The sequence below is a fragment of the Cupriavidus sp. UBA2010 genome (genome assembly GCF_002335265.1).
Taxonomy (GTDB): Bacteria; Pseudomonadota; Gammaproteobacteria; order Burkholderiales; family Burkholderiaceae; genus Cupriavidus; species Cupriavidus metallidurans.
Genome location: NZ_DDCI01000035.1, coordinates 1 through 22492 on the forward strand (window position 1 = coordinate 1; position 22492 = coordinate 22492).

Below are 22492 nucleotides of genomic sequence, written 5' to 3' on the forward strand. Positions count from 1 at the left end.
ACGCACTACTACAGCGTGAACGACGGTGGTGTACAAGGTGCCAACTACGCCAACGACGGTGCAACCGGTCTGAACGCGATGGCCATGGGTGTGGGCGCCTCGGCGTCGACTGCCGGTGGCGTGGCGCTGGGCTCTGGCTCGGTGGCAAGCACCGCCGGTGGCATCGCAGGCTGGGTGCCGACCGGTGCGGATACCGCGCTGGCTAACGCGGTGATGGGCACCATGGGTACGGCCGGCGCAGTATCGGTCGGTAACCCAGCAGCCGGCATCTATCGCCAGATCACCGGCGTGGCAGCGGGTACCGCGTCCAGCGACGCGGTGAACGTGGCGCAGTTGCAGGCAGCCATCAGCTCGGTGGACGGCAAGATCACGCCGGACGACGGTCGCAACGTGAAGTATGACGGTACCGGTAATGCCCCGAAGGATCACGTGACGCTGGCTGGTACCACGTCGACCGACGGTGGCCAGACCGGCGGCACCACGATCAGTAACCTGCACCAGGGCGATGTGTCGGCCAACAGCACGGATGCGGTCAATGGCGCGCAGTTGTACCAGACCAATACCCGTGTCACGAACCTGGAGGATACGGTCAACAACTGGGGCGACACGATCAACAAGACGGAGGCCAACACGCGTTACTTCCAGGCCGATGGTACCAACACGGATACTGACAAGGCGTACGTGAAGGCAGGCACGAAGGGTGTGGCATCGGGCGCCAACGCCAGCGTCACCGGCAACAACGGTGTGGCGATGGGTAACACGGCGTCGGCATCGGGCAACAACTCGACGGCCATCGGTGCGAACTCGACGGCAACCCACGACAACAGCGTGGCGCTGGGCGCGGGCTCGACCACTGATCGTGCCAACTCGGTGTCCGTGGGCTCCGCTGGCAACGAGCGTCAGATCACGAACGTGGCAGCGGGTACCGCCGCCACCGATGCGGTCAACGTCTCGCAGCTGCAGTCGGGGTTGAGCGATGTGCAGAACGCCGCGATCAACTACACGAACCAGCAGGTAACCAATGTCCGACGTGATGCCTACGCCGGCACGGCATCGGCGATGGCGATGGCGGCACTGCCGCAAGCCACGCTGCCAGGCCGCGGCATGGTGGCGATGGGTGGTGGTACCTACGGTGGTCAGTCGGCAATCGCGCTGGGCCTCTCGCAGATGTCCGAGAGCGGTCGCTGGGTCTTCAAGGCCCAGGCCACGAGCAACACCCGTGGCAACGTGGGTGTGGCGGCCGGCGCGGGCTTCCACTGGTAATTGATCGCGACGATGGTGTACCGCGGCGGCGTCAGGCACGCCGCCGCGTGTCCCGAACCTAACAGAATCCGAACCCAAGAAATGAAAGCCAAATCTACCTGGATCGCTGTCGCGACCGTACTGGTCGCCGCTGCAGCACTGCAGGGGTGCTCGACCACATCGAGCCGCCTCTCGGATGACGGCAAGTCCGACCAAATTGCATTTCCGGACCCGGCGTCGTCGTGGCCGAAGGACGGTACGTTCCCGAATATCGACAACCTGCGCATGCTGGCGCCCGGCATGACGAAGTCCCAGCTCTATCCGCTGCTCGACCGGCCGCATTTCAATGAAGGCTTCTTTGGCGTGCGCGAATGGGACTACCTGTTCAATTTCCGCACGGGCCGCGCTGCGCCGGACGATATCGTCCAGTGCCAGATGAAGGTCGTTTTCGATAAGAACGAGAAGACCCGTGCGTACTACTGGAAGCCGGAATCCTGTGCCAGCTTCCTGAACAAGCCGGCTCCCGAAGTGCAGCGAGTGGTTATGCCGCCGGTTGTCGCCGCCGTGCCAACGGTGCTGCGTAACGCGACGCTGTCAGGCGACACGCTCTTCCGGTTCAACGGCTCGGGCCCGGGTGATCTGACCAACGACGGCCGCAGGCAGATCGCGACGCTCGGTGCGGAGCTGGCGCAACTGAAGTCTGTCACGCGAGTGGAAGTTCAGGCGTTCACCGACCGTATCGGGTCGGCAAGCGCCAACAGGGTGCTGTCACAGAAGCGCGCGGAAACGGTCAAGAAGCTGCTGGTGGACAACGGCGTGGACGGGCGCGTTGTCGTGGCGGAAGGTCGCGGCAAGTCCGAGCCGGGTACGCAATGCGGTACCCTGCCGCGCGCGAAGCTGATCGAATGCCTGGCCCCGGACCGTCGTGTAGAGATCCGTGTACTGGGTATGAAGTAAGAGGGGCGACCGCCGTCTGTCTTCTTCTGATGGAGGGGACGGGCGGTCATGCATCCAACGAGTCGGACAAACTAAAAGGCCGTTGCCCATATCGGGTAACGGCCTTTTGCATGGGCGCTCGCGAGCATGCCAGCGAGGCGGGCACGGCTTTCCAATGACCTTCTAGATGCCGGAGTCAGGGGCGGCGATATCGAGCCGGTAGCCCATCGAATGCACGCCCCGCAGCGTCACGCCGTGCTCCGGGCGGAGCCGAAGCACGCGTCTAAGCCGGGCTACCATGGCAGCCAGCGCGCGCGATAGCGGTGGCAGGGTGCTGCCCCAGACCACGATCTCGATGTGATCACGTGGCAAGGTCACGGCGGGGGAAGAGAACATCAGCTTGGCCAGCGCAAATTCCTTGGGCGTCAGACGGATGGTCTCCGCGCGGAACCTCACGCAGCAGGCATCGAGGTCAAGCGTGTAGTCGCCCGCACTGAGCTGCCTGCCGCCCGATCCTTCGCGCCTGCGGGCGCGCCGATGGTGGCCGATGATACGTGGCAGTAGGCTGCTCGGATCGCTGGTGAACACGACATAGTCGTCCGCACCGGCGTCGAAAGCGTCGATCAGATTCACCTGGGACGCATTGTGAGCGATCACCAGGATCGGCATCTGGAGTGTGGTGGCGCGCCGGAGTGCCTGGACCACATCGGTGGCCGGGTCGTCGGGCAGGTTGTCAGACACCAGTACCACATCGAATACAGAGCGCCGGAGTTCCCGAAACAACCTTGCGGAACTGGCGAAGCGGGACGATACGACACCGCCGGTTTCCAGCACTTTGCTGATGCCGGTTGCGGACGAGGGCTCCGCGTCAAGCAGTGCGATCTTGATCGAGTTCACTTTCAACTTCCGAAAGCAGGCGCCCGGCTATGGGAGCGCATTTATGATGACTCGATTGAGAGTAGCAAAGCCATTCAGCAGGGCGATTCGGAAATTTCCGATGAAAGGAGTGATCCATCGGAATGGGTTGAGTAGCTGGGAGCAAGTGATGCGCACGTAATTTGCGGGTGCTCGGCAGGTGTCGGACCAGGCTCTCAGCGCGGCAGCGCGAGCCCGAGGAACTCTGCTGTGGGCGGGAATGGCGCCCACGGATGGCCTTGCCCGAAGGCGCAGCCCAGTTCACGCAATGGGTTGAACTGGGCGATGGTCTTGACTAGCGCGCAGCGGGGTGTCGGATGCCAAAGGAAGCGCCTACCGGACCAATGGCCGGATTCCGCCGCGGTGAAGGCTGTCGTGGTTCAACGGCCCGCACGCGCGCCGCGGCGGGTCTCTGCGCGATATTCGAGGTATGCCAGGCAACCGTCAGTGAACGCGCCGGTATATCGGCGGCAGGAAAGGGGCAGGCGGATGTCGTTGAGCTGAGCCCACTGATAGCCTTCCAGCATCTCGGCGCAGTGGTTACCGCAATGCTGACCGACGATTCGCGGCAGTGCGTCCGAGTAGCCCGGCGTGACTTTCACGGAAACAGCCTGTCCGGCTGCCGGGCCAGACAGGATCGAGGAGATGGTGGCGCTGGCGACGATCACGGCGACCAGGGCCACCGTTACCAGGATCAGGAACCGATTGCGCCCCGGTCTGGCCGCCAGCGGGGCGGGCACGGATTGAGACAGGATCTGCATTGCGGAGAACAGCCTCTCAGTCCGCTTCGTTGACGAACAGCAGACGACCGAGCAGGCCGGCCAGGATCGCGCCGCAGATCGGTGCGACCCAGAAAACCCACAGTTGCTGAATCGCTACCCCACCAACGATGATCGCCGGACCCGTCGAGCGTGCGGGATTGACCGACGTGTTTGAGATTGGGATCGAGATCAGGTGAATCAGCGTCAGCGCCAGGCCGATCGCCAGCGGTGCCGCCGCGCGCGTGCGTCTGTAGCTGGTGGCGCCAATGATGATGATCAGGAAGAACGCGGTCATCAGCGTCTCTGTCGTTATCACCGCTCTCAGCCCATAACCGCCCGGCGACGCCGCACCGTAGCCGTTGGTCGCCAGGCCATTGGTCATCAGGTCGAAGCCGGGATTGGCGCTTGCCAGGTATAGCAGCGTGCCTGCGGCGCAAACGGCACCGAGCAACTGGGCCACAATGTACAGCGGCGCTTCGGCGACCGGGAAGCGTCCAGCGACGGCAAGGCCAACGGTAACGGCCGGGTTGAGGTGGCAGCCGGAGACCGGGCCGATGGCATAGGCCATGGTGACGACCGTCAGACCGAAAGCGAGCGATACACCGAGCAGACCGATACCAACGTTAGGGAAGGCTGCTGCGAATACTGCGGCGCCGCATCCGCCAAGGACCAGCCAGAAAGTGCCCAGCCATTCGGCCGTGAATCGTTTGCCAATATTCATGTTGTTACGTATGCCGTCGAGTATCGAAAGGGCGGCGTGCGCGGTGCGACCACCGCTCGCCGGTCGTCATTTTCGATATGCCGATGTACGACGGGGCTAAGACTCTTCCTGCGCTGCCACAGGCGAATTCCCGTTTCGATGCGAACGTTCCACTAGAAGCGCATGCCTGTGGCACAGCCTCCGGCGGCGTGGCCATTCCCGCCTCCTGCCGCGCAACCAAAGATCCCGCAGCCGCCAAGCAAGGTAACGACGGCAAGCACAGTTGCCGCACGGATGGCGCGGCTTCTTACAAAGTCAGCAAACGACGGAAAAGAGGTGCGGATCATGATTGCCATGGCCGATAGATGAAATGTACGCCGGTCCCACCGTGGCTCCTGGTCGCATTGGCCGAGTCGCGAACCATAAGGTATGCGTAGAAGACTAGCGCAAGCTTGGCCTGCGAGTAACGGTCACGCGCGGGCAAGAGTGGTTTGATCGTTGCCCAGTCCTTGAACAGTGGACTTGGCAAGATACCCCCCAGACCACAGAAGCCTGTGCCACGAGACCTAAGCTCCCACAGTTCGCGGTGGAATCCTGTCAGGTGGATCTTGCTGTTCATAGGCGCTTCGGGTGACAGTGGTTGATGTTGGCGACACGGCACCAATGTTCGAGGACCGGCTCGGCAAGTCGTTACGGCAAGCGTAATGGCCGACTGGAATGCGCGGATTCGGAAGCTTCCTGATTGTCTTCAGAACCCTCCGCATTTGCGCGCCACGAGATGCAATACCCTTGGCGGGTCAACCCGGCACCTAGCCGGGGAGAACGATTTTCATCACCGCCTCATGAATACCCTCGCCATACCCAGGCCGCTTGCAGTTGGCATTCTGGTGCCCGACGGCATCGATGCGACGATCGATCTGCTTCCGGCTTCCAGAGACTTCCATTACTCGATCTTTGTGTCGCTGGTTGACCTTGCGGAGGTTGGCCAGAGTATTCTGTTCGACCTCGTTGTCCTGATGCTGCCGGCTGTCAGTGGGCCGGGTCTGGCGTTCGTCGACCAGGTGAGAAAGCTCGGTTTCGATACGCCGCTGGTTGTCATTGTCACGACGCCAGATGCAAATGGCAGTGCGCATGCCTTCCATGACAGGATCGATGGATTCATTTCCGATCCACGATCGTCGGAGATCGTCGCCGCCGGGCTGATCGCGGCGCACCAGTGCCATTCACTGTCCCGCGAGGATAGAGGCGCTACTTTTCGGTTGGGCGACTATGTACTGGACATGCGCCAGCATTGCGTGTTGCTGCGCGGGGTAGCCGTGAAGCTGTCGGATCGGCAGTTTCGGCTTGCGCTCATGCTGTTCCGGAGCGCGGGCAAGACGCTGACCCGTGCCAGCATCGAACTGGAGATCTGGGGTGCGAGGCTGCCGACCTCATCCAGGGCATTGTCGACGCTGATCTCCACCCTGCGCATGCAATTGGGCATGCGTTCACGCGGCCCGATTTCGATCCATGCCGTGTCGGGCTTCGGCTATCGACTCGAGGTGGGTGCGCCGGCAGGCAAGATGTCTCAGTCGGCAGTCGAGGATGAAGACGTTTCCCACGCCCGGCAAGCGGCGTGAATCGGGCGCGCTGGATCAGCACGGAGAGGTTCTCCGCGCCGCAAGCTGCTTCGGTATTGAAATTCAGAGGTTTCCTAAGCTCAGGCGGTGGTGCTGACGGCAGAATTCCCGGCCATTGATTGACTCTCTGCTGCTCGTTCCATGCTGGTCGCCCGCCTGACACTCTGCGTACTGGCATTGATTGCCACCGTTGCACACGCTGCCGACAAGGTAGCCTTCGCCGGCTTCGCCTATGCCGGCGAAGCCCGACAGATTGATTCGCGCTTTCCATTAATGCGCAAGGTCGAAGCCGAACTGGCCTCCAATGGCCGCAGCCCGTCGAAGGTGATCGCGCAATCGCTAGCGGCAAATCCGCCAGCGAACTTTGCCATTACCACCGATGGCATGGCCAGCCTCAAGGACAGCGATCAGGCACTGGCCACTGCGCTTGTGGTGACCAGCGAATCGGTGTCCAGCGAGCGCTTCGGGTCGATCTACAAGGTCATGACGAATCTGCGTGGCCAGGCGCTGGTATTCGACTTCAAGGCCATGACGGTGGTGCGCGCGTATCCGCTGAATATCAGCCATCTGGATGTGCTCGACCACATGCCGGGCGATGCCGAGAAGCGCGACCGGATCAAACGGCTGCTGGCCGGCGGCGAACGTCCCGGTTTGCTCGATCGCTATGTGCGTGCGTTGTCATCGGCGCAGTTGCCATCTTCGGGCACGCGCTACCTGCAGATCGAACGTGTGGAACTGACGCCGGGTGCCAGGGCGCAATTGCCGGAGGCGTTGCGCGGCGACGGTGTGGCCGAGGGCTGGGTGGCCGATATGTTCGGCGAAGCGCTGCTCGACAAGGCCCAGGTGCCGATCCTGCCATTCACCAAGGGCTATGCCATCGGCAATGCGATGTCGATGCGTTTCAGCGATGGCGAGGTCTTCAATCTCCAGTTGCCGAAACCCGACTATACGATCGACCTGTCCGTGAAGGACTTCAAACGGGTCGAGTACGGCAGTTCTGCGGCTGGCACGAGCTACATCTACGCATCGTACAGCCACGTCTCGATGGCCGAACCCATGTCGGGCCGCCGCTATCTGGATGCGGACTTCAAGAACGGCGAGGTCAAGGCGGTACCGGTGACGCAGTCCCGCACCGACGACTTCCCGGCATTCGGGGAATCCCTGCGAGGGCTGTTTACCAAGCTGGCCGATGTGGTCGGCGGCAAGGACAGTGACTGGTTGGCTGCTGCCGCGAGCGGCGACAACGTGAAGAGCCAGATCGAAAGTACACGAGGAGTGATCAAATCATGCAGGTAATTCGTAATCTATGGTGGCTGCTGGTACTGGCCAGCAGTCTCGCGTCCGCGCAAGTGGTGACATCCAAGGGGATGGCGACCGTCAAGTACGACGGCTCGCTGTTCTCGAGCAAGGCATCCGCCGAAGACAAGCAGCGCGCATTCCAGACCGCAGAGGTCAATGCCATCGAGCGCTACTACGCAGAGAGCGGTGAATCCCAGGCCGAGAACTTCGACAGCATCCGCGACAAGGTGGCGGCCAACCTGGACAAGTTCGTGCTGGGCGCCACGCTGATCAGCGACGAGGACAAGAAGGACGCGCAGCAGTACTCGGTGGTGGTTCGTGTCGATATCAACGTGGCCAAGCTGCGCAACGCCGTCAAGGGTGGCGCGCCGGTCGCCATGGCCGCCGATGGCCAGAAGTCCCCACTGACGTTTGTGTTCGTCGCACGCCAGCAGGACAGTGTGAAGTCCTACGATCCTCGCGTGTACAAGCGCGCCGACATCAAGGAAAGCGCCACGGAGAAATCGAGCCGCAGCGGCTATGCCGCGAACACCTCGGTGTCGATGGAGACGGGCGGCAGCCGCACCCGCAAGGCCGATGAGATCAAGTGGAAGCTGGTGCCGTCCGGTAACCTGAACTCGATCTTCACGGGCGTGTTCGCGCAGTCGGGCTTCCAGGTGGTGGAGGCGGGGTATGTGGAGCCGACTTCGGGCGGTCATCTGCGGATCTCGGCGCTCGAGAACGATTTCCAGACCGGCAACGACCTGCAGCCGGCCACGATGCGCGAAGCGGTGCTCGGACTGCAGACTGCCCAGGTGCCTTACCTCGCGCTGGGCACCCTCGATATCGGCATGCAGGACACCGACCCGGTAACGGGCCTGACCCGGATCTACGTGACGGTGACGGCGAAGCTGATCGATGTGACGACGCGCTTCCCGCGCACGGTGTCATCGGTGGGCCCGGTGCAGTTCTCGGGCACGGGCCCGGACGCCAGCGTCGCCCAGACGAACGCCCTGAAACGGGCGGCGGATTCGGCGGCACGTGAGCTGGCCGCGCAACTGAATAACGCCAAGGTGCGCTGACACCGTTGGCCGGCCAGGTGATGGCGGTTTGCCACCGCCTGGCTGCATCCTTTCACATTCTCCAATTGACATCATGATCAAGAAGCACCTCGCCATCATCGCGCTCTCGTCGCTAGCCGCCGCGCACGCGCACGCCCTTCCTTCGCTTGGCGCCATTGCCAATGCCGTGACACCGTCCAGCAGTGCATCGGGCGGTGGTGCCGATGCGGGGGCCATGCAGGACCAGCTTTCCGCCGCGTATGGCGCGGCCGGCAAGGAAGTGCTGCTGGCACAAGTCAATCTGGCGCAGGCCGTCGGTCTCAAGGAAGTGGCCGCACAGGCGCAGGCCACGGCCGACGCGCTGACCTCGGGTGCCACCAAGGACAGCCTGCAGGAATCGGACAAGGTCCAGAGCGAGGCATCGAAGGCCATCGAGGCCGCGCTCAAGGACGGCAACACGCGCATGGATTCCGCTGGCAAGGCCGCCTATGCAGAGGGCATGAAGCATCTGGGGCTCGGTATGTTGCGTTACGTCGGTCTGCGATCCAACGTCATGGCGTTCAAGGATGCGGCCCAGTCACAACTGACGAGCGCGTCGATCATGGACAAGATGTCGCTGGGCAGCAAGCTCTCGACCGGCACGTATATCGCCACCGAACTGCCCGGACATGTGTCGCGTCTGAGCGGCACGCTACAGGCCGCCACGGCCTATGCCAAGTCGCACGACATTCCGGTGCCGAAGGATGCGACGGCCGCGCTGTCGTCGAAGTTCTAAGCGCTTCTGGCGGTGACAATCATGATTTCGCAAGCAAGGGCCACGTTGGCCGCAACCTGCGCCGTGGCCCTGCTTGTTGCCTGCGGACAGCAGACTCCGGACGACAAGCCCGTTGCCGCGCCCCCTCAGAGCGGGGCCGCGTCCAGTCCGGCAGCGCAAGCCGGCAAGCCCGATGTTGGCGCTGTGGAGCGGGTTCACGTCTCCGCTTCGGGCGTGGGGGCGTCAGCCGCGGAGGCCGTGGATCAGGCGCTGCGGCAGGCCATCATGCAGGTCACCGGGACCACGATCGACTTGTCCAGCACGCAGTTCAAGACCGCGCTTGGCGCGGCGGTGGGTCGCGATGCCATCACGCTATCCTCGGCGGGCTTCGCGGAGCTGGTCAGCCAGACGACTCGTGGCGCGGTGACCAATTTCAAGGTGGTCAGTCTGGATGCGCCGGGGCTGATGGAGCGGGTTTACAAGGCGTCGATCGAAGCTGACGTGGCCAAATTCAAGGCGCCGGCGGACACGGGCAAGCTACGGATTGCCATCGCACCGCTGCGGATCGGACACGCGGGTGGCAACAACGCCGAGCGGATCGCCGCCGAACTGCGTCAGCGCATTACCGATGCCCTTACCCAAAGCGGGCGCTTCACGGTGCTCGAGCGCGGTGATGCCCCCGAGTTGTATGGCGAGATCGAACGGATTGCCAGCGGCGAGGTTTCGAACGACCAGTTCTCGAAAATCGGGCAGGGCCTGGGCGCCGATTTGATCTGGTTCGGCAGTGTCAACGCCTTCGAAACGGGACGACCCGCCGACGCGGATCAGACCGGTCGTGCCGGTCGCTGGTCCGTGTCGCAGAAATTCGTGAACGTGACCACGCGTGAAGTGCTGTTCAGCAATACCGTGGATGGCGGTGCCGTCGAGCAGTCAGGGGATCGCGTCGATGCAATGGAATCGGCCATGGTCCGGAAGGTGGTGGCAGACATTCTGGTCCGGCTCTACCCGGTCAGCATCGCCTCACGCGATGGCTATAACGTGGTGCTGAGTCAGGGGGGGCAATCGGTGCGCCAGGGCGCGATCTATCAGGTGGTGCGTCTCGGCAAGGAGCTGACCGATCCGCAGACCGGTCGTTCGCTGGGCTTCACCGAGCAGGAATGTTGCACGGTGGTGGTGGACCGCGTGACGGCTTCGATGTCGTACGGTCATCTGGAGTCGGTCAAGATCAACCTTGACGAAGTGAAACCCGGCGAGCTTCAGTTGCGGGCCGAAGCGGTATCGCGCAATGAGCCGGCCGGGGCCAGTTCCGCTGCCGCCAAGGTGGTCCGGAAGGTGGTGAAGAAGAGTGCGCCGCTTGGGCCACCGGCTTCGGACGCGAACTGGTAATCAGACTGTGTGGTGAGACGAATCAGGTCCTGCCTGATGGGCGCCGCGAGATCCTTGGGGGTTTCGCGGCGTTTTGCATGGCGCGCCGGCAACAGCGCTGCCGTGGCTTGCCCAAATGTCGTCAGGCGGCCCTGGACGCAAGCAGCATCGCCTGGATCTGATTGATGAGTTGAAGGCGCTCCGTCCGGTACTGCGCAATGGCCGCAGGCGTTGCTTTCAGGAGACCTGACTTGATGAAGCGAAGCACATCCTCAAGGTCGCTGAGCCGATACGACAGGCAGGCAAAGCGCGCGCTCCTGGCCCTGAGTTGCAGGATTTCATCTTGAAGTTCGGGATGCATGGTTGGAACTCCGGGAGGTGTCATGCAGTGACCGATGCGTGGATGGTCGACCGTTCTTCCTCATTGTGATTGCCCCGGGCAATCGCGTTGCTCGGATGTTGCCCATTCAGCGGGACGACGGCTCCGAATTTTCTCACTAGCGTCGCAAGCGCCACACCGCGTGGTGGTTTCGCGGCGGGAATTTCCCGCTGGATTTTGGGAAATTTCGGATGGTCGCGCGTAGTCGCGGTGGCCTATAACGAAGGCAGGGAACGGGTGGCACATCGCTGCCGGTTCAGGCAAATAGGACTACCTTCGGAGCTTGATCATGTCAGTCAAACCAGCAAGATTCACAGACGAAAGCGTGACGCGCCGCGCGTCGGAACTGCTTCGGACACCACGCACACTTGTCGCCCTGGGCATGGTAGCCGTGCTTTGCTCGGCGCTGTTGGCGCCGTCCGCAGCATATGCTGCAGCCGATCCACCGTGCATGGTGTGCGACGCGAGCGCAACCGTCATTACCTGAGTCGCGCGTCCGCGCTGCATGGACACGTGATCAAACCTCAGTCGCCCTGTGCCGATTTCGGGAAGCTTCTGAAGCCGCGCATTGAATCCTCGAATCGATGGTCTCTCGAGTCTGCAGTGTCCGGAATGTACCGTCGCCTGCGCCCGCGACTGCCATGTGTGACTGCCAGGTGTGGATGCCAGGCGCACGGCCAGATTGGCATGTTTTGCGCGGATGACGCTTCCGGTGGACTTGCCCGCAAAATGGTCTATCAAGAAACTGTCCACGGATGGGCCGGGCCGACCCGGCATGCCGATGTGCGGACGCCTATGCTCTTTTTTCTTGGGCCGTCGAGTACGCGAGTACCCCTGTTCGACCCCAACTCCAGGATCAGGAGTGCGCTATGGAATCCGGATCTTTCGCCACGATGTGCCGTGTATGTGCCATCGCCCTGCCGATGATCGCCGTCTGCGGCTACGCCCGTGCGCAAACGACGACGGGAACCGCTACGCCGCCCATCACTCGCGCGAGCATTCTTCGCGAGTTGCAGGCGCTGAAGTCGGTAGGCTTCGATATCAACGACGAGAACTACCCCAACTCGCTGCAGCAATCGCTGCGCAAGCTTGAGGCGATGGAGGCAATGCACCAGGCCGAAGCGGGGGCGGCAGTGCAGGGCAGTGATAAGCCTGCGTTGCCCAGCGCGCCCCAGTAGGTGCCTCAGCAGGTGCCGCAGTAGGTACCTCTTTGGCATCCCGGGCTGCAGCCCACGCCCGAGTATTCCGCGAGTGGAGTGACATCCGCCTCGCGGTGGCAGGTGTTACGCGTTGCCAGCCACGCCTTCGAGCAACGTGCGTATCGTGGCCAACGGTGCCACGAGGGCCGGCTGCAAGCCATACTCGCCGCTGAGGACACCTGCGGCATCCTGATAATCGATATGCGTGGCGCCACGGTCGTCTTCCCAGACCACCGCTCGTAACGGTAGCTCTATCGCGGCATGGGGGTTGGCCTGCATCGCCGGCGTGCCGCCCTTCGGATTGCCGAAGAGAAACAGCCGCGTCGGTCTGAGCGATGTGCCGGCCTGTTCCGCGGCGGCGCTCTGATCGATATCCGCGAATAGTGTGAGCCCGCGCGACGCAAGCGCGTCCTTGAGGCGCGCCACCGTCGTTGCGAAGTCGTGGCGGCTCGGCAGCGATTGCGTGCGCGCGGGGTGCGGTGTGTTCTGGGCTTGTGCTGTCATGATTTCTCGATCTGAAAGCGGGAGCGATGCCACGGACTGTGGCATCGCTCCTCAGAACGCGACCTGCTGGCCCGGATCGGGGACGATTACCGCCGTGGTGACCCCGGCCCCGAGCGCTGCCTTGAACTCGTCAGGCGTGCCGCGCAGCATCGGCGACGTGCCGTAGTGCATCGGAATGGCATACCTTGGCTTGATGAAATCGCGCACGGCAATCGCCGCGTCCTGCGGGCCCATCGTGTAATGCCCGCCGATCGGGATCATGACCAGATCTGGCTTGTAGCGTTCGGCGATCAGCTTCATGTCGCTGAACAGTCCGGTATCGCCCATGTGCCAGATCTTGAAGCCATTCTCCATCTCGATGATGTAGCCGACCGGCTCGCCGCCGTAGTGGCTTTCGGTCTTGTTCGTGGCTGGATTCTTCCAGACCAGTTCGGACGAATGCTCGGCGTGGACGGCGGTGATCTTCGGACCGTCAGGTCCGAATGGCATGACAGTGCCGCTCTTGCCAAAGGGTTGCACCAGATCCGAGGTCACCAGACCAAGGCTGACCAGTTGCGGGCCCATGCCGCCGCCATTCCAGATCGGCACGTGCTGCGTCGTGGCGATTGCCGGCGCATCCCCGAGATGGTCGCCGTGGGCGTGGGTGAGCAGGATCATGTCGACCTTGCCCAGCGCGGAGAGTTGCTTGAACGCGGGCGGCGTCTTCGGATTGCCGGTCAGCCAGGGGTCGATGACGATGACCTTGCCGCCGGGCGTGGTGATACGCGTGGCGGCCTGGCCGAGCCAGAGCACTTCGGTCTTGCCAGCGGCATGGCTGCCGGTGGTAGCGGGCTGCGGCACCGGGGCGGGGGCGTTCGAGATGCCTGAGGCGCAGGCGGCGAGCGCAGTCGCGGCTGCGGCGGCAATGATAAGGCGGCGTCTGATCATGGTCGTCCCTGATTGGGCCCTGTTGGGCAATGAGTAGGGGAAATGAACTGCGACGATTCGAACTGCCTGCACCGTCTCGGGGGTATCGGGGCTGAGGCGCTGCGTGCCGGCAGTATTTGCAGTGCGGCCCCGGCTGTCAACTGGCGCCTGGTGGCGGGGCAAGGTGTTGCTGTATTTGCAGCAATTGCAACGGCGGATTTCATCCGCCCCAGATATGCACCGCCATTAACATCTGCTCACGATCCCGTAACCCAATGTAATGGTTCCCCGCCCATGATGGAGTCGTACAAGCGAGGCCAATCGTTGGCCGTCAAGGAGTCTGAAATGCGCAAGTCGATTCGTTATACCGGTATTGCCGTCCTGAGCGCCGCCATGCTGGTCGCGGGCTCGGCTTCGGCGCATGATCGTTACTATCGTGGCGGCTACCACGGTGGCGGCGGAAGTTCGGCAGGCGCGGCGCTGGCCGTGGCGGCCGTCGCGGGATTGGCGATTGGCGCGCTGGTGGCCAGCAGCCAGCCAGTGATGGCTGCGCCGGCACCGGTCTATGCGCCGCCGCAGCCCGTGGCCTACGCAGCGCCGCAAGTACCCCCGGGCTACTGCTATCGCAGCTATGACGGCGCGTATGTGCCGTGCCGTGGCGCAGCCCCGGTCAACTACGCACCGCAGCCGTACTACGGCTACTGATCCTGCATCGGGCTGGAGCCCTTGCGTGGGCTCCAGCCCCTCACTCCGCCAAACCTCACGTCAATCGCGGGCAGGGCGACGCACCACGCGCAGCTTGCCGCTGGTGCCGCCGCCGCAGAAGAACTGCTCCTTCCCATCGGACTCGAGCCCCGACACCATCACGCCGGGTGGCATGTCGATCTGTTCCAGCACCTCACCGGTTGCCGCGTCGATACGACGCAGCGCGCCCTGATCGCCCTCACCAGCGCCGTGCCAGAGCGTGCCGTCTACCCAGCTGACCCCCGTGACGAAACGATCAGAGGTGATGGTGCGCAGGATGGCGCCGGTCTCCGGGTCAATCTGATGGATCTTGCGTTCGCGATACTCGCCGACCCACAGCGTGCCTTCGGCCCAGGCGAGCCCTGAGTCGCCACCGCCGCCGGGCGCTGGAATCGTGGCCAGCACGCGGCCCGTCACCGGGTCGATTTTCCGGATGCGGTCATCGCCGATCTGGAAGATATGCCGGCCATCGAATGCCGTGCCGGCGTGTGCCGCGATGTCGATCGTCTGCAGGGTCTTGCCGGTGGCCGGGTCGAGCGCGACCAGACTATTGCCAACTGCCATCCAGACCTGCTTGCCGTCATAGGTCACGCCATTCACTTGCTCGACGCCGGGGAAGGGGCCGAATTCGCGGAGGATTGTTGCGTTGGTTCGTTTCATGATGGTTATCCGTTGAGCGGGATTTCATGCTAATCGCCTGGCAGCGGCACGTGGAGTAACAAGGTTGTCGTGAAACCTGGCATCGGCGCGGTGATCCAGCGCTGGGCGCGGCCGCGCCCGATCGACTGGACTTTGCCGGCGGCTGCCAGTGTATCGAGCGCTCGTTGAATCGAGCGCTGGCTGGCGCCAAGCGCTAGCGCCAGCGAGGAACTCGACCAGGCCTCGCCGTCCGCAAGGCTGGCCAGCAGCATGGCATGCGCATCCTCGACCGGCTGCGCCAGCACCGCGACTTCGGTCGCTTGGCACGGCGCCAATGCGAAGCCGCGCTTCGTTGCATGGATGCCGGCCATCGGGCTCAGCACCGCACGCAATCGGCCGATTTCCACTCGCAGTCGCGCGCGCAGCGTTTCGTCGGCATGACGGGTGCGGAAGGCGTGCGCGATCAGCGTGTCGCGCGCGACATCGTCGGGCCATGCCTCCGCCAGCGTGCGAGCCAGCGCGAACAGCACCGGGCGCGACGCCAGCGAGACCACCGTGCCAGCCTCGCTCACGGCCAGGCGGCACGCGTCGACCACGAGCGTGGGAGAAGCCAGCAGCGACGCCACCTCATCGAGCCCAATGGATCGGGTGTCACCACGGGCGATCAGGCGGGCCGCCGGCGCATCGAGTTGCGCTGCGGCACTCTGGACCTCGGCGAGTAGCGCGGGGATGCCGGCATCGCGCGCGAAGGCCTCGGCGCGGACCAATCCCATGCGGGCCTCCTGTGTGCGCAGCCGCCGCATGGCAACACCGGTGACAACCAGTTCGTGGGCTGCCCGCAGTGCCGGTGGCAAGACCGTGGGATCGATGGCGTCCAGCGCTTGCTCGGCCACGTCGAGCTGTCCGGTCAGCAACTGACGGCGAAGCTCCAGATAGCGTGCGCAGGCGGCATTGGCGTGGTCGCCATGCGCCTCCAGCGTGACGCGCGCCGCATCGAGCCATTTGGTCCGCCAGCCCAGGTCACGCGAGGCCAGTGCGACTTCCGCCTCGGCAACGATACATCGCGCCCGGGAGACCGCCTCCTTCGCGCCGAAGGCGCGTGCGGCGCTTCGTAGCAGTGCCTTGGCGCGGGCGAATTCGCCAAGCTGCGCCATGGCGATGCCGCGCAGCGCGAGTGCAGGGGGATCGTCGCGCAGGGCCACGCGATTGAGCGCGCCAAGCGGATCGCCGGCCGAAAGCGCCAACGCTGCGGCCGTGATCAGCGAGTCCATCCGAATCCCGACATATTTGTCACTCCCGCAGTGGCGATGGAGGCGCCTAATCTAGCACAGGGATACCTACTGCATTGGAGGGAGCGACGATGACCACACATTCCACCGGGACGCGCGAACAATGGCTGGCCGCGCGGCTCGATCTGCTCAAGGCGGAGAAAGAACTGACGCGCCGCAGCGACGAACTGGCGCGCCTGCGTCAGGCACTGCCATGGGTGCGCGTGGACAAGGCATACCGGTTCGATACCGAGCAGGGCAGCGCATCGCTGTCGGACCTGTTCCGGGGGCGATCGCAACTGCTGGTCTACCACTTCATGTTCGGCCCCGACTACAGGGCCGGGTGCCCATCCTGCTCGTCGATTGCCGATAGCTTCAACGGCTTTGCGATCCACCTGGCCAATCACGACGTGATGCTCTGGGCGGCTTCGCGCGCGCCGCTCGACAAGCTGCTGGCATACCAGCGCCGGATGGGCTGGACGTTCCCCTGGGCGTCATCGTCCAGCAGCGATTTCAACTTCGACTTCAATGTCTCGATGACCGAGGCGCAGCAGCGTACCGGCGATACCGAATACAACTACGAGCGCGGGCGGCGCAAGCTGGACACGGCCGAGCCGCCCGAACCGCTCAAGAAGTTCGCAGCGACCTGCGGCACGGACGCCGCCACGTTCTCGCGAGACTTGCCAGGCCTGAGCGCATTCGTGATCGAAGACGACGTCATCTATCACACCTACTCGACGTACGCGCGCGGGCTGGATGGCTTGTGGGGGATGTACCAGTGGCTCGACCGCGCGCCGAGAGGGCGCAACGAGGCGGGTCCATGGTGGAAGCGGCACGACGAGTACGCGGATCCGGCACCGGCGTGATCGTCTGGCGGCCTGATGTCATGTCACGGCATGATATTTCTTGTCTATCGCACCGGGGCCTTGTTACGAATGGTTGCAATGAACCGGGCCCTTCTCGTTTGCGGGCCCGGCCGAGCGACTGGCGACTATCCAGATCGACTAGAAGCTGAAGTCGATGCCCGATTGATTGCCCGAGGAGACATTCACCGGGGTGCTCTGCGTGGCGCCCGCCGCGGAGGTGGCCTGAATCGAGTACTTGCCTGCCACGGCGGTGATGCTCTGCAGTGTGATCGGCAGAGGGGTGCCATACGTGCCCACCAGCGGGGCCGCTGCGGGAAGTGCCAGCGAATAGGCGCCGGTGTCCAGGTTCGCGTTCGTGGAGGTGATCTCGTAGGATGCCGATCCGATCGTCTGCAAGGCTCGCAGCGACGCCTGCGCGGCCGGGGTGGTCGTGCCGGCAGCCGTGTTGGTGGCCGAGGTCGGTAGCGTGAACGGTGCCCCGGCAGTGGAGATCGTCGTGGTCTGCGTGGCCGTCACCGGCACGGAGCGAATGATGCCGGTGGCATGGCCCGTGGGTACCTGGTTATCCACGATCACCACGTCGTAGGTGCCATTGGTCGAACTCTGCACCAGCGGCGACAGCACGAATTGCCCGTTGCCGTCGGCCACCGTGCCGCGGACGACTTGTCCATTCTGTTCCGCGAAGACTTGTGCGCCGGCCTGCGCCATCGCGACGTTACCCGTGATCGAGCCGCTGACGACCATCGGGATCGCGGTGACCACCGGCTTGAGACTGTACGTGCCGTTGCCGCGCTGGACGATCGATTTGCACGCGTTGAAGTCGAGCACCAGGTCCGCCAGCGTGTTCGGCTGCACGGTGAACGGCTGGATGATCTTGAACCCGCTTTGCGTGGCGCTTGGCGTGTCCAGCGGCTGCTCGGTGGTGGTGCCGCTGACCACCACGGAGTTGGCGGGTGTGTTGCCCTGGTTGGCTGCAAGCACCAGTCGGATCTGCTGATACTGGCCCGCGGGAAGCGGGGCGCGGCCCAGGTCGGCCAGCACGCCGTTGGTCAGCGTGAGCAGGTCGATCTTCTGGGGGGAGGCCATCGTGATGTCGGTCCAGCCGGCATCATTGTCACCGGCGGAACTGCTGGTGTTCACCCGGACCTTGTTGACCGTGACGAAGACATGGTCGAAGCCGCAGGCGGGGGCATCGGTCATCGAGACCTGCAAGGTACCGTTGCCGGTAGTGCCGCTATTGCTGCCGCTGCTGCCATCTCCGCCACCGCCGCACGCGGTCAGCATCGAGACGAACGGTACGGCAATCAGTGTTGCGCGGGCGACTGCTTTCATGGCGGCTCTCCCTCGGGGCTTGTTGCCCGAATCTTAGGCTCGGCGGTAGATTGACCGAGTCCGGGGATTGCAACCATTCGTAACAGCCGCCGCGCCTCGACAAGGCTACTTCTTGTCGACCTCGCCGTACCAGTAGATACGCTTGCGCTTGCCAAGGCCGGTGGGCTTCACTTTCTGCACGCCGAGCCCCGATTTCGCATCGCCGCCACCGGTGGCGGTCTGATTGCCGCCGCCCAGCAGCACTGGCGTGACGACGGAGTTGCCGCCCGTGCTGACAGTGATCAGGCCGAACACCGACGACGGTGGGAAGCCGCCGCCGTCCAGCACGATGTAGCGGTTCGTGTTCTGGCCGATGCTGGTCAGGAAGTTGTAGGAATAGCTACGCGCGGTGCCAAGGTTCGGATAGCAAGCGCCGGCGACCGGCACGGAAGGCGTGTTGGTGCCTACGTTCGTATAGCCCGCGACGGTCAGCGGTGCGTTCACCGCCTTTTCGCCCGGGTTGATCAGTGTGATGAAGAAGCCCGACTTGCTGCCATCGTAGGTCGTGGCCGTGGCATCGAACAGGTTGCTTTCCGTGATCGGGCTCCACGACGTCGACATGCCAGTGGTGTTGGTGTCCTTCAGCATGTAGAGGCGGTTGACCACGTTGTATGCGGTGCCGGGTGCGGTGGACGCCGAGTAGAGAGGATGCTCGCGGTCGCCGGAGCCAAGCGAGATCGCATCGTATCCATTCGTCGAGACGACATCAGGCGGATAGAAGAACTTGCGAGCATTGTTCGTACCTGCGCCGCCGCCCAGGGCCGCAAGCTTCGTGACCGTCCAGGCGGTGGGCGCATTGCCGGCAGCGGTTTCGAAATCGGCGCGCCAGACATTGCCGCCTACATCGCCCACGTACACGCGCTCCACATAGCCATCGCCGTTGCGATCGAGCGGCGTGACGTCGGAAGGAATCGCGCGGGTCATGCCGGATACGGCCAGGCATGGCGTTGTGACGCCAGCACAGGACGGCTGCGCGGACCAGACGATGTTGCCCTTGTAGGCGTCCACCATGATCAGGCCGCGCCCCATCGTATTGACGCCCGGGGACGGGTCGCTATCCTCGGCAGGGTCGTAGCCCGCGCCCATGACGATGACGGGGTTCGCATTGCCGCGCACGCGCATCACCTTGGGCTGCGACCAGGTCTGGCCCATCTCGGCGAGGTCAGTGTTGCTGAGCCGCCAGACAAACTGCGGGTTGGTCGGATCGGTCACGTCGAGTGCGTAGACCAGGCTACCGCCACGTCGTGCGGTCAGGAAGATCATGACGTGCGGGTTGTTCGGATCGCGGAGATCCTGCATGACCGTCGTGCTGCCATCGAAGAAGTAGTCGCGCGGCAGCGGCGTCGGCGTGATGCCAGCCGGCGTGGTCGAGAGCTTGATTTCCGGCGTGTTCTGGTAGAGACGATTGAGCTTGCCGAAGAACTCGGGCGCGATGAAGCCCCAGATTTCGCCCCCGGCACGCGTGGCGCCAATGCCCTGGGTGCGATTGCCGTTGACGGCGTGGAAGACACCATCGTTCGTGCCGTAGTAGACCACGACACCAATGGAGCCGCCATAGTTGACCACAGCGGGGCGCGAGTGCAGCACGTCGGCGTGGATCGACGAGCGGACGGTTACCGGTGCCCCCGGTCCGAGTTCCGCTTCCGCGCCTGCCATGGTCGTTGTCGTGGTGGTCGTGGTGCCGGAACCGCTGCTGCCGTTGTTCTTGCCATTCCCGTTTCCGTTTCCATTCCCGCTGCTGCCACTGCTGCCGCTGGTGCTAGTGCTGGTGCTGGCAGGGGTCATGTCCTGGCCGCGCACCCAGGCAATCAGGTTAGGCACCTCGGTGGACGGGAGGGCCTGGATCACGTTCGTGTTGGTGGTATCCGTCGTGGCGTTGACGTTAAGGGCTGCCAGCCCACTCGTGCCAGTCAACCACTTGTTGTTGGCATCGAAGCTCGTCAGGGCGCTAACGCCACCCGATGCGGAACACGTGCCCACGCCATTGCATGTCAGCAGCCTGCGGGAAGTCTGATCGCCCAGCCATTGCGCGCGCATCATTTCCGCCACGCCGCCTTTTTCCACGATTTCGCCGTCTGGCGAATCGAACTGCCAGCCAGTGCCAGACGGACTGTTCTGCCAGTAGCCACCGGACGGCCAGGTCGTCATGTTGGGACCGTATCCAGCACTGGAATAGGACTGGGGTGGCTCCGCCGTCCAGAAGCTGACGGAGTTGGGCGAGATGAAGCCGGTCTGGGCGTTGCTGATGGCGCTGGCACCCTTGGCATCCTGCAGGACCAGGTTGCCGTTGGTGTCATAGCCCACCTGATACTGCTTCAGGTTCCCCATCCAGCGCGGCGCGGCGGTCGCGTCGGGGCGGAACATCCCGACGTAGACCTGGTTCAGGAACTGGCCCTGCGCATTGACCGAAGCCGGAAGACTGACCGAGGCGAACACGCTGTTGACCGCCTGCACTTCGTTGAAGATGGCCATCAGGGCGTCGGCCAGCCCGTTTGGATCCCCGAGCTTGACTTCGGAGTACTTGCCCCCGCCGTTGCTGGCCATGCTCTTGGTCAGTTGCAGGTAGTCGGGGTTGCTCCCGTCGGTCACGCCGATCGTATAGGTGACGATGTTCTGATGGTCGGTCGAGCTGGCCGACAGATTGGTCTGGTAGTTGAACCGTGCCCACTCGTCAGCCCAGTTGGCCTGGTACTTGTTGGTGGCCGATGGCAGCACGATCTGCTGCAGTTGCGCGGCGCTCGCCTTGGCCTGGTTCGTCAGGCTGTTGATGGCATTCTGTCCGGTGTCACCGGGTTTGCCGTTGTTGACCGCGTTGGCGATGTAGATGACGAAGTTGCGCTGGCATGGGTTGTCGATCGGCGACTTATAGGTGATGCCGGACAGGCCCTGCTGGCCGGCATAGTACGCCCAGGCTTCCTGCATCGCCCCGGCGACCTGCGAGTTGCCGGCGCTGTCGCCAGTTCGGTCGATTGTCTTGACGTACGTGAGGAAGTTATTGACGCCGGTGGCGTCCATCAGCGGCAGCTTGTACGGCGCCGTGGACGGGAACTTCATGATGCCGCCGAAGTTCTTGCTGTCGCCGAACATCATGATGCCGAGGTTGATGTTGCCGAGTAGCGTTTGGCTATTCAGAATCGAGTAGACGGCGTTGTACAGCGCGCACTGCTCGGCACCCGCATCGGTGTTCGCGTTATTGCTCGACACCACGCCTGACGTGGAACATGTGAAATTCGCCGAGGCATTCCAGGCTGACGCATTGTCGAGCACGATCAGGACGTTGGGCTTGCCAGCCTCCGGCTGGAGACCCGTGTACAGGTCGATGTCCTCGGCCGAGGCCGGCAGCGAGATGGCCATCGCGAGGCAGCCAGCGAGCGCGAGATGAGGGGCGGATTTGCGCATGAGCGGTTCCTGGAGCGGCGAATTGAAAGGCAGCTGCGTTGTTGATCAGGGACAGGCGGTACCGTAGGGCACTCGTACCGCGATGCCCTGATGGAGCGTTGCATTGGCGTTGGTGGAGCCTGTGTCGTTCACGGTGGCGCTGACATCCCATTGCGTGGTGTTGCAGAGCGAGTTGCCTCCGCTACCGCCGGTGGCATCGATGATGCCGGTGTTGTTGTTACCGTTGCCGACGAAGCACGCCACGTCATCTGGATTGGTGACGTCGAGTTGCGTGTTCGTGATCGTGGTGCTCGATTGGCAAACCGGCGTCGCCACTTGCGCGGTGTAGTCCGCCTTGCCATCGCCATTCACATCCACGGGGACGGTGGTGGCGACCGGCGCGGACGTGAAGTCCTGGCTGATGACCTGCTCGATGCCTTGCTGCGCCGCGCTGACCGCTTCGACGTTGTGCTGCTGGTTGGCCGTCACTTTGGTATTGACGATGCCGGTGCTCACCAGGGAGATGACCAGCAGCAGGAAGATCACGACGAAGATCATCGTGATCAGGAGCGTTGCGCCGGATTGTCGGCGTCGTGTCCGGTGCATC

21 protein-coding genes are annotated in these 22492 nt (G+C 63.6%); 10 read left to right on the forward strand and 11 right to left on the reverse strand.

The features are described 5' to 3' along the window. Both B2246_RS26825 and bamE read left to right on the forward strand, forming a co-directional pair. Window positions 1–1263, forward strand: a 1263-nt coding sequence (locus tag B2246_RS26825) for a YadA family autotransporter adhesin (RefSeq protein WP_286882697.1), incomplete at its 5' end; no start/stop codon positions are given. 81 nt (window positions 1264–1344) lie between these two features. Continuing rightward, a complete protein-coding gene (gene bamE, locus B2246_RS26830; RefSeq protein WP_035882829.1) occupies window positions 1345–2199 on the forward strand; it encodes an outer membrane protein assembly factor BamE domain-containing protein in 855 nt (284 codons plus the stop codon). A 162-nt stretch (window positions 2200–2361) separates the two neighbouring features. On the opposite strand, the gene B2246_RS26835 is transcribed toward bamE, so the two are convergent. The 3 genes from B2246_RS26835 to aqpZ form a co-directional block, all read right to left on the reverse strand. Beyond that, entirely contained in the window at window positions 2362–3075 is a 714-nt protein-coding gene (locus B2246_RS26835) for a response regulator transcription factor (RefSeq protein WP_035882828.1), read from the reverse strand. Between the two features lie 398 nt (window positions 3076–3473). Next, window positions 3474–3854 (reverse strand): hypothetical protein, encoded by a 381-nt coding sequence (locus tag B2246_RS26840; RefSeq protein WP_035882827.1) that lies wholly within the window; start codon window positions 3852–3854, stop codon window positions 3474–3476. A gap of 16 nt (window positions 3855–3870) precedes the next feature. Further along, entirely contained in the window at window positions 3871–4575 is a 705-nt protein-coding gene (gene aqpZ, locus B2246_RS26845; RefSeq protein WP_035882826.1) for an aquaporin Z, read from the reverse strand. An 821-nt stretch (window positions 4576–5396) separates the two neighbouring features. Here aqpZ and B2246_RS26850 point away from each other — a divergent pair. The 5 genes from B2246_RS26850 (at window position 5397) to B2246_RS26870 (ending at window position 10652) form a co-directional block, all read left to right on the forward strand. Next, window positions 5397–6173, forward strand: a complete 777-nt coding sequence (locus B2246_RS26850) for a response regulator transcription factor (protein ID WP_035882825.1) — start codon at window positions 5397–5399, stop codon at window positions 6171–6173. Between the two features lie 141 nt (window positions 6174–6314). Beyond that, the gene (locus tag B2246_RS26855; protein ID WP_286882693.1) at window positions 6315–7469 is read left to right on the forward strand and encodes a hypothetical protein; all 1155 of its coding nucleotides are present in this window, start codon (window positions 6315–6317) and stop codon (window positions 7467–7469) included. Beyond that, entirely contained in the window at window positions 7460–8533 is a 1074-nt protein-coding gene (locus tag B2246_RS26860; protein WP_186426132.1) for a hypothetical protein, read from the forward strand. Before B2246_RS26855 ends, B2246_RS26860 begins: the two co-directional genes overlap by 10 nt. Window positions 8534–8606: 73 nt before the next feature. Next, window positions 8607–9287, forward strand: coding sequence for a hypothetical protein (locus B2246_RS26865; RefSeq protein WP_035882821.1), 681 nt, complete (start codon window positions 8607–8609; stop codon window positions 9285–9287). A gap of 21 nt (window positions 9288–9308) precedes the next feature. Then, window positions 9309–10652, forward strand: coding sequence for a CsgG/HfaB family protein (locus B2246_RS26870; protein ID WP_035882820.1), 1344 nt, complete (start codon window positions 9309–9311; stop codon window positions 10650–10652). Between the two features lie 121 nt (window positions 10653–10773). Here the strand turns inward: B2246_RS26870 and B2246_RS26875 are convergent, their stop codons facing one another. Further along, a complete protein-coding gene (locus B2246_RS26875; protein WP_035882818.1) occupies window positions 10774–10992 on the reverse strand; it encodes a hypothetical protein in 219 nt (72 codons plus the stop codon). An 887-nt stretch (window positions 10993–11879) separates the two neighbouring features. Between B2246_RS26875 and B2246_RS26880 the strand changes: the two genes are divergently transcribed. Next, window positions 11880–12188: a DUF4148 domain-containing protein gene (locus tag B2246_RS26880; protein WP_008643995.1), complete on the forward strand. Its 309-nt coding sequence runs from the start codon at window positions 11880–11882 to the stop codon at window positions 12186–12188. Between the two features lie 105 nt (window positions 12189–12293). On the opposite strand, the gene B2246_RS26885 is transcribed toward B2246_RS26880, so the two are convergent. Further along, window positions 12294–12713, reverse strand: a complete 420-nt coding sequence (locus B2246_RS26885; protein ID WP_286882691.1) for a DUF302 domain-containing protein — start codon at window positions 12711–12713, stop codon at window positions 12294–12296. Between the two features lie 51 nt (window positions 12714–12764). Then, a complete protein-coding gene (locus B2246_RS26890) occupies window positions 12765–13640 on the reverse strand; it encodes a metal-dependent hydrolase (RefSeq protein ID WP_035882816.1) in 876 nt (291 codons plus the stop codon). A 324-nt stretch (window positions 13641–13964) separates the two neighbouring features. Between B2246_RS26890 and B2246_RS26895 the strand changes: the two genes are divergently transcribed. Continuing rightward, window positions 13965–14324, forward strand: a complete 360-nt coding sequence (locus B2246_RS26895) for a hypothetical protein (protein ID WP_029310240.1) — start codon at window positions 13965–13967, stop codon at window positions 14322–14324. 60 nt (window positions 14325–14384) lie between these two features. Here B2246_RS26895 and B2246_RS26900 read toward each other — a convergent pair whose 3' ends face one another. Continuing rightward, window positions 14385–15023, reverse strand: coding sequence for a DUF5074 domain-containing protein (locus B2246_RS26900; RefSeq protein WP_008644003.1), 639 nt, complete (start codon window positions 15021–15023; stop codon window positions 14385–14387). 29 nt (window positions 15024–15052) lie between these two features. After that, window positions 15053–16273: a helix-turn-helix domain-containing protein gene (locus tag B2246_RS26905; protein WP_286882690.1), complete on the reverse strand. Its 1221-nt coding sequence runs from the start codon at window positions 16271–16273 to the stop codon at window positions 15053–15055. Window positions 16274–16362: 89 nt separating this feature from the next. On the opposite strand from B2246_RS26905, the gene B2246_RS26910 reads away from it, so the two are divergent. Next, window positions 16363–17136 carry a DUF899 domain-containing protein gene (locus B2246_RS26910; RefSeq protein WP_008644007.1) on the forward strand — a complete coding sequence of 258 codons (774 nt, stop codon included), beginning with the start codon at window positions 16363–16365 and terminating at the stop codon, window positions 17134–17136. Window positions 17137–17274: 138 nt separating this feature from the next. Here the strand turns inward: B2246_RS26910 and B2246_RS26915 are convergent, their stop codons facing one another. From B2246_RS26915 to B2246_RS26925, 3 genes are all read right to left on the reverse strand, one after another. Beyond that, window positions 17275–18468 carry a DUF4382 domain-containing protein gene (locus B2246_RS26915; RefSeq protein ID WP_008644009.1) on the reverse strand — a complete coding sequence of 398 codons (1194 nt, stop codon included), beginning with the start codon at window positions 18466–18468 and terminating at the stop codon, window positions 17275–17277. A 105-nt stretch (window positions 18469–18573) separates the two neighbouring features. Next, window positions 18574–21906 carry a pilus assembly protein gene (locus B2246_RS26920; protein ID WP_186426125.1) on the reverse strand — a complete coding sequence of 1111 codons (3333 nt, stop codon included), beginning with the start codon at window positions 21904–21906 and terminating at the stop codon, window positions 18574–18576. A gap of 45 nt (window positions 21907–21951) precedes the next feature. Beyond that, on the reverse strand, window positions 21952–22491 hold the full coding sequence (locus B2246_RS26925; RefSeq protein ID WP_051705390.1) for a pilus assembly PilX family protein: 540 nt from the start codon (window positions 22489–22491) through the stop codon (window positions 21952–21954). Window position 22492 lies beyond the last annotated feature (1 nt).

Coding starts and splice junctions, on each gene's coding strand:
- bamE (WP_035882829.1), top strand. CDS start 1,345: ATGAAAGCCAAATCTACCTGGATCGCTGTCGCGACCGTACTGGTCGCC.
- B2246_RS26840 (WP_035882827.1), bottom strand. CDS start 3,854: ATGCAGATCCTGTCTCAATCCGTGCCCGCCCCGCTGGCGGCCAGACCG.
- aqpZ (WP_035882826.1), bottom strand. CDS start 4,575: ATGAATATTGGCAAACGATTCACGGCCGAATGGCTGGGCACTTTCTGG.
- B2246_RS26850 (WP_035882825.1), top strand. CDS start 5,397: ATGAATACCCTCGCCATACCCAGGCCGCTTGCAGTTGGCATTCTGGTG.
- B2246_RS26855 (WP_286882693.1), top strand. CDS start 6,315: ATGCTGGTCGCCCGCCTGACACTCTGCGTACTGGCATTGATTGCCACC.
- B2246_RS26860 (WP_186426132.1), top strand. CDS start 7,460: ATGCAGGTAATTCGTAATCTATGGTGGCTGCTGGTACTGGCCAGCAGT.
- B2246_RS26865 (WP_035882821.1), top strand. CDS start 8,607: ATGATCAAGAAGCACCTCGCCATCATCGCGCTCTCGTCGCTAGCCGCC.
- B2246_RS26870 (WP_035882820.1), top strand. CDS start 9,309: ATGATTTCGCAAGCAAGGGCCACGTTGGCCGCAACCTGCGCCGTGGCC.
- B2246_RS26875 (WP_035882818.1), bottom strand. CDS start 10,992: ATGCATCCCGAACTTCAAGATGAAATCCTGCAACTCAGGGCCAGGAGC.
- B2246_RS26880 (WP_008643995.1), top strand. CDS start 11,880: ATGGAATCCGGATCTTTCGCCACGATGTGCCGTGTATGTGCCATCGCC.
- B2246_RS26885 (WP_286882691.1), bottom strand. CDS start 12,713: ATGACAGCACAAGCCCAGAACACACCGCACCCCGCGCGCACGCAATCG.
- B2246_RS26890 (WP_035882816.1), bottom strand. CDS start 13,640: ATGATCAGACGCCGCCTTATCATTGCCGCCGCAGCCGCGACTGCGCTC.
- B2246_RS26895 (WP_029310240.1), top strand. CDS start 13,965: ATGCGCAAGTCGATTCGTTATACCGGTATTGCCGTCCTGAGCGCCGCC.
- B2246_RS26900 (WP_008644003.1), bottom strand. CDS start 15,023: ATGAAACGAACCAACGCAACAATCCTCCGCGAATTCGGCCCCTTCCCC.
- B2246_RS26905 (WP_286882690.1), bottom strand. CDS start 16,273: ATGGACTCGCTGATCACGGCCGCAGCGTTGGCGCTTTCGGCCGGCGAT.
- B2246_RS26910 (WP_008644007.1), top strand. CDS start 16,363: ATGACCACACATTCCACCGGGACGCGCGAACAATGGCTGGCCGCGCGG.
- B2246_RS26915 (WP_008644009.1), bottom strand. CDS start 18,468: ATGAAAGCAGTCGCCCGCGCAACACTGATTGCCGTACCGTTCGTCTCG.
- B2246_RS26920 (WP_186426125.1), bottom strand. CDS start 21,906: ATGCGCAAATCCGCCCCTCATCTCGCGCTCGCTGGCTGCCTCGCGATG.
- B2246_RS26925 (WP_051705390.1), bottom strand. CDS start 22,491: ATGCACCGGACACGACGCCGACAATCCGGCGCAACGCTCCTGATCACG.